Below are 13872 nucleotides of genomic sequence, written 5' to 3'. Positions count from 1 at the left end.
TCGAGCTGCCGGGCCGTCCCGGACTTGAGAACCCGGCATAGCCGGGCGAGGACGTGGCCTCCGTCGGGAGTCTCTACCGTTGCGAACCCTAGCGCGCAATATCCTGTGCGGCACTGGACGCACGGTCCAGCACCGACCGCGCGAAGGGCGCGAAATCGCCGTGCAGCCCATGTTTGAGCGCCGCGAGCGCAAGGCCGTGCGTCGCCGCATCGGCGAGGCTCTTACCGCTCCACAGGCCGTCGAGAACGCCCGCCGCGAAGGCGTCGCCGGTCCCGACCCGGTCGATCACCGGCGTGATGAGGGTGGGGTCGCTCGCGCCATGGTCGTCCCGCGTATCGACGCGCGCGGTGATCCGGTGGGCGTCGGTGCCGAGGATTTCGCGGGCGGTCGAGGCGATATGTTCGAGCGAGGGGAATTGATCGAACAGCGCCAGCGCGGCCTCGCGCCGCCGGTCTTCGCCCTCGCCCGAAAATTCGCGGCCCAGCAGCAGCCCCGCGTCGCGATGATTGCCGAAAAGCAAGGTCGCCTGCGCGACGATCGGTTTCAGGATCGACGCCGGGTCGGGCTGCCAGCGTTCCCACAGACGCCCGCGCCAATTGCCGTCGAACGACACGCCGATCCCGGCGGCGCGGGCACGCGTGACCGCTGCGAGCGTCGCGGCGGCGCTGTCCGGCCCCAGCGCGGGCGTGACGCCCGAGACGTGCAGCCAGTCGATGCCGTCGAGCAAGCGGTCCCAATCCCAGTCGTCGCGGCTGGCCGCCGCAAAGGCTGAGCCGGCGCGGTCGTAGACGACCTCGGCAGGGCGCATCGGGCCGCCGGGAAGATGGTAATAGAGGCCCATGCGGCCCGCGGGGCGGCGCACCGACGTCGTATCGACGCCATGACGGCGCAGTTCGCCCATGACCCCGTCGCCGATCGGACCTTCGGGGACCGCGCTGATCATCGCGGTAGCACGGCCGAGCGCCGCGAGCGCGACGGCGACATTCGCCTCGGCGCCCCCGACGTGCGCGCCGAAGCGCGCCGATTGCAGCGGCAGTTCGCCCGCCGGAACCGAGACGCGCATGACGATTTCGCCGAAACAGGCGATGCTGCGGGGCGGAGCGATCATGCGTGGAATCCGGTTTCGGCGGCGGCGGTGCAGGCGATGGTGGCGGCGGCGCCGAAACGGGCGGTTGCGGTCTGGCCGATGGCGATCGGGTGGACCCCGGTGATCGCGCCAGCGGAAATCCATTGCCCGCGATTGAGTTCGATGACGCCGCGGCGATGGAGGTCGGCGAGGAAATCGAGCGCGCCCCACGGGCCGTCGAGCACGTCGATCGCCCGCCCGCTGCCGACCGCCACGCCGTCGATTTGCGTTTCGACCCCGAGCGTGGCGAAATCGCCGTGATCGAGCTGCGGGCCGAGCAGCAGGCCGTTGTTGATGCCGATGTCGGCGATGATGCCATAGGGGGCGTGGTTATGGACGTCAGGTGCGGGCGAGCTTGCGACCTCGAACCCCGCGCGGATCTCGTCGACCCAGCGGGCGCCGTCGCCCGCGGTCACGCGTCGGTCGGGCACCGCGCGGAGGCGCAGCATCACCTCGGACTCGATCGCGCCCGCGCCGTCCCTGAAGATAAGGACCTCGCCCGGCCTGTCTCCGTCGAGTTCGGCGACGCGCAGCACGGGGCCCGCGACGCGCTCGGCACCGAGCGTTTCGACGAGCGCGGGCGGGATGCGGCCGACCTTCCAGCCGAGCACCGGCGCGCCGAGCGCCGCGGTCAGCCGCTGCTGCACATCATAGGCTTCGGCCAGCGTCGCGGGAACCGGCGTGGGAAAGGCGGGAAGCGCCTGCCCCGAAAGGCGCGCGGCGAGCAGCGCCGCAACCGGATCGGGGGTATCGGGCATCAGGCGAGTTTTGCGCTCAGCAGATAACGCTGGCGACTTTCGGCCGACTGGCGCCGCAGTTCGACCATCGCGCGTTCCTCGGTCTCGTCGAGCATCGATTCGAGCAGGCGGTTGAAATGGCGCCGCATCGCGAGCCGCGCGCCGGTCGCGTCGCGGTTGCGCAGCGCCGCGACGACATCGGCGTGCTCGGCCTGGCGCGCGGCGCCGTCCTTGCGGCAGACGAGCGAATGGCTGCTGCGCACTTCGGGCAATTCCATGCGCATCCGCCACAGGCTCTCGATCACATGGATGATCGCCTTGTTGCTCGACGCGGCGGCGATCGTCATGTGAAACTCGCGGTCGATCGCGCTGATCTCTTCCTCGCTCTTGCTGTCGTCGGCCATCGCCACGAGCAGTTCGTCGAGCTTTTCGAGCGTCTCGCTCGAAATCGTCGGCGCCGCGAGCGCCGCCGCCTCGGCCTCGAACAGCGAGCGCGCTTCGGTCAGCTCGAAGGCGCTGACCTTGGGCAGGATCGCATTGTCGCCGGGCAGCACCGCCTCGACATAGGCGCCCGCGCCGGTGCGGATATGAATCCACCCCGTCGCCTGCAGCGCGATCTCGGCCTCGCGGATCGTCACCCGGCTGACCTCGAACCGCTCGGACAGCTCGCGCTCGCCGGGCAGTCGCGTTCCCGGCGGATAGGTTCCGTCGAGAATCAGGCGCCGGATCGTATCGGCGACATCCTCGAAAAGGCGGCGTTCGGCCATATTCAATCGTCTCCCCGCATGATTGCGGGTACGGTCATACAATTTGGTATGACAAGTTTGAAGTGGGTCGTCGCGCGGCGCATCAATTTTTCGCTGCACAAGCCGATGCGACCAACAGTTTGCGGCCACACAGGAAAGCGATCGCCCGCCTCGACACTTCGGCTTGGCGTTCGGGCGTAAATTTGCCGTGACCGCCGCCGCGCACGACGAACAATTCGGACGGGACCGCCAGCGCGTCGAGGCGGCGCTTGAGTTCGATCGACTGGGCGACGGGCACCACCGGGTCGGCATCGCCATGCACGATAAAGACCGGCGGACTGTCCTTGGCAAGCCAGGCGACCGGCGACATCGCCCGCTCGGTTACCGCAGCTTCGGCTTCGTCGCCGATCCAGTTCGCGACGGTAGGATGCCGCGCGCCCGACGGCGACGCGATACGGGTCAGGTCGGCCGGTCCATAGAAATCGAGGATCGCCGCCGCCGCGGGAGCAGCGCGGCATTCGGCGCTGTCGATATCATTTGCCGCGGGTAGCAGGCCCGCCATGAGCGCCAGATGCCCCCCCGCCGAGGTTCCGGTCACAATGACACGGTCGGGATCGAAGCCCAGCCGGGCAGCGTTGGCGGCGACCCAGTGGAGCGCGCAGCGCGCATCCTGCACGGCGGCCGGCGCGCGCGCCTCGCCAGCGAGGCGATATTGCACCGTCACCAGCGATAAGCCCGCCGCCAGATAAGGACGAAACCCCGCCCAGTCGGCGGGCCGCGCGCCGCGCGCCCAGCCGCCGCCATGGAAGTGAACCAACACCGGGCCCGGCGCAGCGACGCTGTCCGCATGGCGATAGACGTCGAGGTGCAGCGCCGTTCCTTCCACCGTCCGGTATACGACGTCCCGGTCGATTTGCGCGAGTTCGACCGCATCGGTCGCAGCGGCGGGCGCTGCAGCCGCGACCGATAACAAGGCGAACAGAGTGCGCACCTTGCCGCCTAGATCCGGGCCCGCAGGCCGATGAAATATTTGGATCCGTAATAATGATATTGGCGGCTGCTGCCGTAGACGGGCATATAGGTCGCCTTGGGCTCGTTGAAGAGGTTCAGCGCCTCGAACCGCAGCGACACACCGGGCATCAGCGCGAGCGATGCGCGGAAATCGAGGGTTTCGCTGGGCCCGACATAGCGCAGCTGGCTATTGCCGCCGACGAAGTCCTGGAAATATTTGCTGCGGTAATTGTAGATCGCCTGCAGCGACACCGGCCCGATGTCGTAATAGGCCTGCGCCGATAACACATGCTTCGAATAGCCCGAAAGGCCAGCGGGCGCGATGAGGCCCGGCGTCACCGTTTCGGTTTCCGGATCATATTCGTCGCCGAGCCGGATATCCTGCGTTTCGAAGTTCGAATCGGCGTAATTGTAGCTGACCTTGGCGCCGAGACCGTCGAGCGGCTTGGGCAGGAAGCTGAAGCGCGTCGCGGCGGTGAGTTCGAGACCGTAGATGCGCGACTTGTCGGGGCTGTTGCGCGTCTGGGTGACCGGCACCGTCACGGTTTCGCCGTTGATCGTGAAATCCTCGTTATAGACCACCGGCTGGAAGCCGCCGTTGAACTGCTTGTAGTAGACGGTTGCCGACAGGAGGCTGTCCTTGTTCGGATACCATTCGATCGCGGCGTCGGCGTTCCACGACATCAGCGGCTTGAGGCGTGGGCTACCGTTGGCGCGGACATTGTCGATGGCTTCCTCGATCGAGGTGAAGCCGCCATCGTCGCCGTCGCCGAGTGTGAAGGTGCGGCCGGCGCCGAGCGCGCTGGGATTGGGGCGCGACATGGCGCGATAGCCCGCGACGCGCACCAGCGTGTCGGGCGCGACCTCGAAGATCGCATTGACGCTCGGCAGGATGCGTGTGCTGCTGCTCTCGATCCGCACCGTCTGGAAATCACTGGTTTCTTCGAGCGTGAACCGGCCGGGGTCGGTGTCATCGGGGACGAGGACGAGGTCGCTGCGCAGCCCGTTCGAGGTGACGTCGGTCTTGACGACGCGGACGCCGAAATTGCCGCGGACGGGCATATTGCCCAGATCGGCGTCATATTCGGCCATCACATAGCCCGCGAGCGTGCGTTCGGTGACGTCGCGATTGGCGGCCGCGCGGAGCTCGTCGGGCAAGCCCGGATCCACAGTGCCCAGATATCCGCCGAATATGCAGTCGACGTCAAAGGTCGCCCAGCTGTGGATGTTGTTGCCCTCGGCCGCCGACAGATAACCGGTCTGCGGGAAGGCCTGGCGGCACTGGTTGTTGATCGCCCGCTCTTCGTCGATATCCGATGTCAGCTCGAAAGCCTCGTTGCGCAGGTCGTAGTCGCGAAAGGTGAGTTCGGACCAGCGCGCGCCCGCCGAAATCCGGCTGAGGAAGCCGTCGAGCTCATATGCGGCGTCGAAGCGCCCCGCGATGATCTCGTTGTGGCGCTTGCTCTCGTCGCGGCGCAGGCGGGCGTCGTCCCAGAAGAGATCATGGTTATTGAGGTCGAAGCGCGGGTCGATCGTGATTGTGGGCACGAAGCTGCCCGGCGCGAGTTCGTAGATATAGGGGACGCGCTGGTCGCCCACCGGCGTGCGATCGCCGTTGAGGTCGTTCCGGTCGGTGCGCAGGCGGAAATTGCGTTCGATCTCCTTGCGGATCGTGCGCGAATAGCTGCCGTCGAAGGTCAGCGTCAGCCGGTCGTTCGGCATCCATTCGACCGACAGGCCTCCGCCGAGATATTCTTCCGAACGCGACAGTTCGGAGCCGTTCGATTCGAGCGAACTCGACCCTTCGAGATAACGAACGATGCCGTTTTCGTCATATTCGACGTTGGCCAGGCCGCGCCGCGCCTCCGAAATCGTAAGGTCGCGGCGGCTTTCGACAAAAGTGCGGTCCGAATATTGGACGTCGAGATTGACGTTGAGCCGGTCCGAGGGGCGCCACTGGATCGCGCCGAACGCGGCATCGCGCTTGTCGGTCTCGCTGATCTGGCGGAAGATGTAGGAGTTGGGGACGAGATAATAGGGATCCTGGCCGTAATCCTCGCGCGCGAGTTCGCTGCAATTGCCGCTGGAGGCATTGTCGGCGCGGCACGCGACCCAGGTGCTGCTGGCGGCATAGGTTTCCTCGGGGTTGTTGGTGTCGTTGCGCTGGACGCCGATCGCGATGCCGATCGTGTCGTTCGCGAACTGATCGACATAGCTCAGCGTCCCGCGCCAGCCGATGCCGCCCGACCCGACGATGCGGTCTCCATAGGGGTTGTACTGCGCCTTGACCTCGGCCTGGATGCGGCGCTTGCCGAAGTCGAGCGGGCGCAGCGTCCCGATCTCGATCGTGCCGGCGACGCCGCCCTCAACGAGGTCCGCCTGCTGCGTCTTGTAGATTTTGATATTGTTGACGAGTTCGGACGGGAACTGGTTGAAGTTCACCGAGCGGTCGCCGCTGCCGTTGGTCGCGTCGCGGCCGTTGAAGGTCGCGTTCGAGAGGAAGGGGCCGAGGCCGCGCAACGCGATTTCGGAGGCGTCGCCCTTTTCGCGGTGCGTCGTCGCGCCGGTGATCGTCTGGATCGCCTGGCCGACCGACAGCGCGGGAAGGTCGCCGATGTCATCGGCCGAGAGCGCGTCGACGATCGCCGTCTCCTCGCGCTTGGTGTTGATCGAATTCTGGATCGTCTCGCGAATCCCGGTGACGACGATCGCGTCCTCTTCGTCCTGCGCGGCGGGGGCCGTGTCCTGCGCCACCGCGGGCATCGCGGCGGCGAGCAATGTCGAGCCCGCACCCGCCAGCAAGACGGCGCGGAGCGAACGCGCACGGATTTGATTACGAGAATTCACTTCGTCTCTCCCAAGAAATCGATTCTGTTCTGACCAATGCTGTCGAACATTGCAGCATGATTGTCAACCATTGTGTATGGACGATTGGTTAGTCCATTTTGCCATACACTATTCGTCAGCGGACGAGCTGGCTCCGAAGGTCCGGCACGGCACGGGCAAGCGCCTGCGTCACCAGCTTGGCGGTGACTTCGGCGCCGACATTGCCGAGGTGCGTATAGTCGAACTTGCGCGTCACCTGCCCGCGCGCACCGTCGCCGGCGATCGGCGGGGGCGGAGGCGGCGCCGGGCGCGCGGCCAGCGTCGTTCCCGCTTTCGCGGCGACGAGTTCTTCGGCCGTCGGCGGTTCCTGCGCGAGCTTGGTCGCCGTCTCGGCGCCCATCTCCTGCGCCTGTGCCGCGCTGAGCGCATTGAGGTCGACGAGCGGCACGTCCATCGCCTTGGCGACGCCGCGAATCTGGTCCGACCAGCTCGCGAGCGTGTTCTTCAGCTTGCCGTCCTTGAACTCGCGGCGCGTCAGCGGGGTGACGAGCACCGGGGTGGCGCCCGCCGCCCGCACCTCTTCGACGAAGCGGCGAAGGTTGGCGGGAAATTCGGTCGTCTCGTCGGTCCAGCGCTCGGACTTCGACGACTGGTCGTTGTGCGCGAACTGGATCAGCACCCAGGTGCCGCGATAGCCCGGCACCTTCGCCTCGGCGAGCGCGATGTCCCAGCTGCCTTCCTGTCGGTAGCTGCGCGTCGAACGCCCGCCACGCCCGGTGTTGAGGCACGCGACCGACGATTTGACATGGTGCGCGCAAAACGCCCCGCCCCAGCCGCTGTGCGGCGCCATCGTGGAGTCGCCGACGAGGATGATCTTGTATGGCTCGAGCGGCGGCGCGTCGGTGCGCTCACGGGTTTGAGCCTGTGCGCCGCTCGCGATCAGGAGGCAGGCCGCGGTTGCGAGAAGCCGGCGCATCACGAGAAGGCCAGCCCGCCGTTGATGTCGAGGCAGACGCCCGCGAGGAAGCTCGCCGCGGGCGACGCGAGATAGACGATCGTGTCGGCGACCTCGTCGGGATGGCCTTCGCGGCGGAGCGGGGTGTTGTTCGCGGTCGCGGCGCGCCCCTCGGGCTTCGAGAAGATGTCGTGGAAGCTGGTGCCGATCAGGCCGGGGCAGACGGCGTTGACGCGGATGCCCTGCGGGCCGAGTTCCTTCGCCATCGAACGCGTGTAGGTCATCAGCGCGCCTTTCGCGGTCGCATAGACCGACGCGCCGGGGCCGCCACCGTCGCGGCCGGCAAGCGACGAGACGTTTACCACCGCCGAGCCTTCGCCAAGGAAGGGCTGCGACGCCTGGAGGACGAGGAAGGCCGATTTGAGGTTGAGCGTCATGACATGATCGAAGAAATCCTCGTCCATCTCGCTCAGCGTCTTGCGCGCGACCATGCCGCCCGCGAGGTTGACGAGGATATCGAGCCGGCCGCTGAAGCGGGCGCCGACCTCGTCGAGCATCGCCCGGACGGCGTTGCTGTCGGTGACATCGGCCTGAATCAGAAAGGCGTCACCCCCCGCGTCCTTGATCGTCCGGAGCGTTTCCTCGGCGGCTTCGCGGCCGCTGTTATAGTTGATCGCGACGCGCACCCCGGCGCGCGCGAGCGCGATCGAGACCGAGCGGCCGATGTCGCGGCCGCCGCCGGTGACGAGCGCGGTTTTGCCCTGGAGAGTCATGTGGTGCATTTCCTTATTCTTGATTGTGGGTGGGTTGGGTGGCGACCGGTTCGACGCGACCGCCGACCAGCCAGAAACACAGGAATGAGATCGGGACGATCGCCGCGGAGAGCGCGAAGATCGGCGCGTAGCTCGTCTTGGTGAGTACCGGCACGAGCCAGGTCGTGATCAGCGTGCCCGCGACCGCCGCGGTGCCGCTGATCCCCGCGAGGCTGCCGACCGCGCCGCCGCCGAAATAGTCGCTCGGCAGCGTCTGGATGTTGCCGATCGCCATCTGGAAACCGAAGAGGATGCACGCGATGAGCAGCACCGCGGTCAAGGGATCGCTCGCGCCGATGGTGAAGAGCAGCGCGGGGAGCATGATCGCGCAGCCGATCGCGATGCTGAGCGTGCGCGCCTTGTGCACGCCGCCGCCGCCGGTGATGATCCTTCCTGCGAACCAGCCGCCGAACAGGCTGCCGAGCATCGCGCCGACGAAGGGCACCCAGGCGAAGAGGCCGATCTGCTTGACGTCGAAGCCGAAGGTTTCGGCGAGATAGATCGGTAGCCACGACACGAAGAGCCACCAGACGGGGTCGAGGAAGAAGCGCGACAGGATGACGCCCCAGCTCTGGCGATAGCGGAGCAGTTCGCCGAGCGGCACGCGCCGGCCGTCGTCGCGGCCCGCCTCGGTACGGCCGGTCAGGATATATTGCCGCTCTTCTTCGCTGAGCCCCGGATGCTTGTCGGGATCGGCCTTGTAGAACCAGAGCCAGGGCACGAGCCAGATGAAGCCGAGCACGCCGATGAGCAGGAAGGTGCCGTGCCAGCCGAACTGGACGAAGAGCAAGGCGATCAGCGGCGCCGAGATGATGCCGCCGAGCGAGGCGCCGGCATTGAAGATGCCCTGCGCCAGCGCGCGTTCGCGCGACGGGAACCACAGCGCGTTCGCTTTTGCGGCGCCGGGCCAGTTACCCGCCTCGCTGACTCCCAATGTGGCGCGCAGGACCATGAGCAGCGTCATCGAGCGCACGAGGGCGTGGGCGGCGATCGACAGCGACCAGATGACGATCGAAAGGGTGAAACCCATCCGCGTGCCGATCGCGTCGAAGATGCGCCCGAACAGCGACTGGCCGAAGGCGTAGAAGATCATGAAGATCGTCACGAGCAGCGCGTAATCTTCCTTGGTGGCGCCGATGTCCTTCGACACCTCGGGCCACATCACGGCGAGCGCGTTGCGGTCGATGTAATTGATGACGGTTGCGAGCGCGATCAGCGCGATGACGCACCAGCGGAAGCGGCCCTTGATATTGCTCATTTCTTCGCTCCGGTCTTGGCGAGGTCGAGGCGGCCGACGGGGCCGGTCCAAGCGAGGGTTTGTTCGCCTATGGCGAGGCTGTGCTTCGCATTGGCGGCAACGTCGTCGGCGACCGCGATAGCGATGCGGCGGCCGTCGACGAGAGTGACGAGGACGAGATCGACGCCCTTTTCCTTGCGATGCTCAAGCGCCGCGACACGCGCGCTGCTCGCGACGACCGTCTCGGCCGCGGCGTCGTAGGCGCCGTGCGGTTCGAGCAGGCTGACGAAGGTCGCGTCCGCGGCGCCGTCGACGCGCTGAATCAGCGCGGGTTCGCGGCGCAGGTTGAACTCGGGATCGTTCGCGCCGCTTTCGGCGAGGATGAAGCTTGCGCCCGCGGGCGGCAGCATATGATAGCTATAGAAGCGGCTGCCCTGCATCCATGTCAGCCGCGCCTTGCCCGCCTTGGTTCCCGTCCCGTCGACCCACAGGTGCTGATAGCCGTTCGCCTTCCCCAGCACCGGCCGCTCGGCGAGATTGCGGTCGAACGCGATGTCGCTGTCGATGATATGCCCCGAAAAATGCAGCGGCAGGTCATAGACATGCCTGCCGCTGCCAGTTCCGTGGAGGATATCGAGCGTCAGAGGATTGGCGAGGCCGTCGACCTCGATCAGCAGCAGCGCGCGGCGGATTGCGACATCCTTGTATGCGCTGTCGATTTCGCCGATCGTGTAGCGGGTGGGGCCTTCGAGCGATGCGGCGAGCTGGCGCGTTCCGGATTTTTCTCCAGCTTTCCAGTCGCCTGCGAAGTGGCTTTGCTCATCGACGACAAGCGTGTTGTGCGCGATCGTCGCGCTCGCCCAGCTGTCGTTTTCGGGGAGATAGCGCCCGCCGCGCTTCGCCTCGACATTGAGGAAGCGCGCGGCGCCATAGTCGGTCACGACCGCGCCGGTCTCGTCATAATAGAGCCAGCCGAGCCGGTCGAAATGGCCGTGCCCCATGCCTTGCACCGTATTCTTGGCAACGAGCAGCGGGCCGGCGGGATCACTCTTGGTCCGCAGCAGCACGAGCGCGCCGCCCTTGCCGTCGGGGCCGTCGGACAGCAGCCGCGAGGCGAAGGGCCAGGGCTTCGCCTTGCCCGCCGCAAGATCGGCGGCCATCGCCTGCCCCGCCGGGGTCAGCACGGTGCGGCCCTGCCAGTCGGCGATCGACAGGAAGGCCGGATCCTTGGTGGCGCCATAGGCGATGGCAACGGCGTGGTAGAGTTCCTCGGTGCGCAGGCTCTTGTCGGGCATCGCGTCGTTGATCGGGAGGAAAAAGCCATCGTGCGTCAGGTCGATCGCGGTGCGGATCGCTTTCAGGACGATGCCGCCCCGATATTCGAAAATCTTGCGGTCGGGATCATTCGCCGCGATCGCTGCCGCGAAGACGACAAAGGGTTGCAACGCATAGCGTTGATAATAGGGCCCTTCGGCATAATAGCCGTCGGGCGAAAAGAGCAGATCGAGCTGGCGGAGGAATCCTGCCTTGCCGCTCTTGTCAAGCCCGAGCAGCGCCTTGTCGACGAGGTCGCGGTCGCCGAGCAGATAGCCCGACAGGCCGACGCCGGCCGCGGCCCAGGTCGCGTGATTGTGGATGCGGTTGATGACCTCGGGCGACTCGTCCGACAGGAAGCGCGCCATCGGGCGGATCACATTGTCGTCGATCCGCTTGCGCTCGTCGGCGGAGAGCGCCTCGCGGATCTGAGCATAGCCCTGCACCGCGTTCACGAGGAAGACGCTGTCGTTGAGGCTCTGCCAGAAGAGGCGTCCCGGCACCTGGTTCGACGCCGCGGGATGCGGCCCGAGCCCCGGATAGAGGTCGGCATAAGCGAGTAAAAGATCGCGAACATGGTCGCGGTAGCGCGCCTCGCCGGTCAGGCGAAAGAGCTGGCCGCCCTCGAAAATGATGCGGTAATTGCGCTTGTGCTGCTCGTGGGTGAAGCCGCCGCCGGGATCCTTCGGCACCGGAACGTTGATGCCCGCCTTGATCGACGCATCGACGTCGCGCCGCGCGCGTTCGACCTCGGCCGCAAAGAGCGGTGCGAAAGCCTGTGCCGAAGCGGCGGGCGGGGTCTGCGCGGCGGCGGGGACCGCCGGCAGCGTCGCGGCGGCGAGCAGGAGCGCGAGGGTGCGGGTCATCGGCGCGCCTCCACGACATTACCGATCAGCTGCCCGCGCGGCGGGCCTTTCCACGCCAGTTCCTCGATGCGCGGCGCGGGGGTCGCGGCGAAGGCGTTCGATGCGATGCGCGTTTCGGGCGCGCCGACCGAATGGATGACGACGATGCCGTCCGACTTGGCGAAGCTGTTCTGCGCGATGTCGGTGTGTTGCGCGCCCGAGACGCGCAGCGACGCGCCGCCCGCACCGCTATTGGCGACGCTCGAACCCGTCATCGAAAACCAGGGGCCGAAGGTACTTTCGTCACTGCCCTTGCGCAAGAGGTCGGCGACCATCGCGACGCTCGCGAAGCGGCTGCCGCTGATCGTCAGGCGTTCCATCGGATACCAGCCCTTTGGTTCCTGCTCGCCGGTACCCGAGACGACGACGCCCATTGCGGAAAAATCGCTGTTCGTGATCGTCACATCGTCGGCGAAGGTGCCGGGCGCCATGACGATGCCGTCGAGGCTGCCCTTGCCCGGGCCGCGCACCGACACGCGGTCGAGCGCGATGCAGTAATTGGGGGCGATGCCAGCGCCGACCGCGATCAGCGCGCCGTCGCCGGGCGATGCACTAGCGTCCACCGCCAGATTTTCGAGCCGCAACCCGCCGCCGCTCGCGATCCGCGCGAGGCTCGACGCGACGCGCAGCACGGGCTTCGCATCCTTGGCACCTGCGATGGTCAGCCGGCTCTGCACCGTCAGCGGCGCGGCGATGTCGTAGGTGCCCGTCGCGAGCGCCAGCGTGTCGCCGGCCTTCGCATCGGCGACCGCCTCTGCGAGCGAGGCGCCCGCCGCGATCGGCCGTGTGGCGCCGGCGCCGAACGCCGCCTCCGGAGCATCGCCGCGATACCAGTTCGCGCCGACCTCTTCGCGGGTGACGGGTTCGAGGTCGCGGGGCGCGCCGACGGCGGCGAGCGCGGGCTCGGTCGGATAGAGCAAGCCATTGGCGGCGCGTTCGAGCGTCATGTCGCGCTGCTCGACCCCGGCGCTCGGCAAGGGCTTCGCGACCTTCGTCTGAACATTGCCCGCGAAGGCGATGCCGCCGATTTCGCCTTCGGCGCGGAACGGGTCCGCACCCTTGGAGCCGACGATCAGATTGCGCTCGAATTTGCTGTCCACGGGCGGCGCCGAACGTTCGGCGTCGGCGCCCGCCGCCAGGGTGATGCGCGCGACGTCGATGAGGCTGTTGCGCTCGATCCGCGCGTTCGCGACCCGATGATAGCGGTTGATCACCGAATTGGGCACGCCGTTCATCACGGTGATCGCGCTTTTGAACGAGCTGCCCGCGAGCCCTTCGAAATAATTGTCGCGCACGATCTGATCGCGGTTGATCACGCGCACGCCGCCGGTGTCGGGCACGCCCTTGCCGAAGAAGATGTTGCGCTCGACGAGATTGCCGTTGCCGTGGCGGAGCACGAAGGCACCCTGCGCTTCGAGCACCAGATTTTCGCGGATGATATTGCCGCCCGACTTGACAGAGACGATCTCGACCTCGCCACTCGTCCGGTCGAAGATGTTGCGTTCGACGATCGTATGGCTGTCGGACAGCGATTCCTCGCTGGTGCCGATGCGGATCGTCTCTCCGCCGTTCGATCCCAGCGGCGGACGCGGGCCGAAATAATTGTGATCGATGCGGTGGCCGTTATCGAGCGGGTCGCCCGCGCGGCGGATCACCGCGAGCGTCACGCCGGCGTTGGTCTTGCCCTCGAAATGCGAATGATCGACGCGGTTGCCGGTGCCGTAAAGCGCGACCCAAATATCCTCGGCGCGGCGGTCGGCCTTGCTGAAGCCGTCGATGACAGTCTCGGTAATTCGGCTGTCGGTGGCGAGCGTTTTGGAATCGCGGCGGAAGCTGATGACTTCGCGGGTCGGGCTCGCGCCATTTTTGAAGACGAGACCCGAAACGAGAAGATGCTTTCCGCCGATGCGCAGGTTCGACTGGCCGGTGATCAGCACCTTGCCCTTGGTCTCAGCGGTCAGCGCGATCGGCTTGGCGGCGGTGCCGGTGCCGGTGAAGACGATCTGGAAATCGCGCCACTCGCCTTCGGCGAGGACAATCGCGTCGCCCGGCTGCGCCTTTTTGACCGCCGCCTTATATTGCGCCTGATCGGCCACGAGCAGGTCGCGCGCCCACGCGGGATGCGCCGTCGATGCCAACATCACTATCGTTAGAATCGCCCTTATCTGCACCGCGCCTCACCCTTTTTATGATTCTTGGCCAT

The 13872-nt window shown here is 66.7% G+C and carries 10 protein-coding genes; all 10 read right to left on the bottom strand.

The features are described 5' to 3' along the window. Positions 1-88: 88 nt before the first annotated feature. The 10 genes from FG95_RS05780 to FG95_RS05735 all read right to left on the bottom strand — a co-directional run bounded on the left by FG95_RS05780 (position 89) and on the right by FG95_RS05735 (position 13810). On the bottom strand, positions 89-1108 hold the full coding sequence (locus FG95_RS05780; RefSeq protein ID WP_052182131.1) for a sugar kinase: 1020 nt from the start codon (positions 1106-1108) through the stop codon (positions 89-91). After that, a complete protein-coding gene (locus FG95_RS05775; RefSeq protein ID WP_037554612.1) occupies positions 1105-1884 on the bottom strand; it encodes a 2-keto-4-pentenoate hydratase in 780 nt (259 codons plus the stop codon). Before FG95_RS05775 ends, FG95_RS05780 begins: the two co-directional genes overlap by 4 nt. Further along, the gene (locus tag FG95_RS05770) at positions 1884-2630 is read right to left on the bottom strand and encodes a FadR/GntR family transcriptional regulator (RefSeq protein ID WP_037554610.1); all 747 of its coding nucleotides are present in this window, start codon (positions 2628-2630) and stop codon (positions 1884-1886) included. Before FG95_RS05770 ends, FG95_RS05775 begins: the two co-directional genes overlap by 1 nt. A gap of 82 nt (positions 2631-2712) precedes the next feature. Further along, complete coding sequence (locus FG95_RS05765; protein ID WP_161786534.1) at positions 2713-3600, bottom strand: alpha/beta hydrolase; 888 nt, start codon at positions 3598-3600, stop codon at positions 2713-2715. Positions 3601-3608: 8 nt separating this feature from the next. Next, the gene (locus FG95_RS05760) at positions 3609-6467 is read right to left on the bottom strand and encodes a TonB-dependent receptor (RefSeq protein ID WP_052182129.1); all 2859 of its coding nucleotides are present in this window, start codon (positions 6465-6467) and stop codon (positions 3609-3611) included. 115 nt (positions 6468-6582) lie between these two features. Beyond that, on the bottom strand, positions 6583-7422 hold the full coding sequence (locus FG95_RS05755) for a rhamnogalacturonan acetylesterase (RefSeq protein WP_037554609.1): 840 nt from the start codon (positions 7420-7422) through the stop codon (positions 6583-6585). Further along, entirely contained in the window at positions 7422-8174 is a 753-nt protein-coding gene (locus FG95_RS05750) for an SDR family NAD(P)-dependent oxidoreductase (protein ID WP_037554608.1), read from the bottom strand. Before FG95_RS05750 ends, FG95_RS05755 begins: the two co-directional genes overlap by 1 nt. Before the next feature lie 13 nt (positions 8175-8187). Continuing rightward, a complete protein-coding gene (locus tag FG95_RS05745) occupies positions 8188-9471 on the bottom strand; it encodes an MFS transporter (RefSeq protein WP_037554607.1) in 1284 nt (427 codons plus the stop codon). Next, positions 9468-11630 carry a heparinase II/III domain-containing protein gene (locus tag FG95_RS05740; protein ID WP_037554606.1) on the bottom strand — a complete coding sequence of 721 codons (2163 nt, stop codon included), beginning with the start codon at positions 11628-11630 and terminating at the stop codon, positions 9468-9470. Before FG95_RS05740 ends, FG95_RS05745 begins: the two co-directional genes overlap by 4 nt. After that, entirely contained in the window at positions 11627-13810 is a 2184-nt protein-coding gene (locus FG95_RS05735) for a chondroitinase-B domain-containing protein (RefSeq protein WP_037554605.1), read from the bottom strand. Before FG95_RS05735 ends, FG95_RS05740 begins: the two co-directional genes overlap by 4 nt. Positions 13811-13872 lie beyond the last annotated feature (62 nt).

The sequence above is a fragment of the Sphingopyxis sp. LC363 genome (assembly GCF_000756385.1).
GTDB lineage: Bacteria > Pseudomonadota > Alphaproteobacteria > Sphingomonadales > Sphingomonadaceae > Sphingopyxis.
The sequence above is the reverse complement of the archived record's forward strand: the minus strand, read 5'-3'. Positions and strand labels throughout refer to the sequence as shown.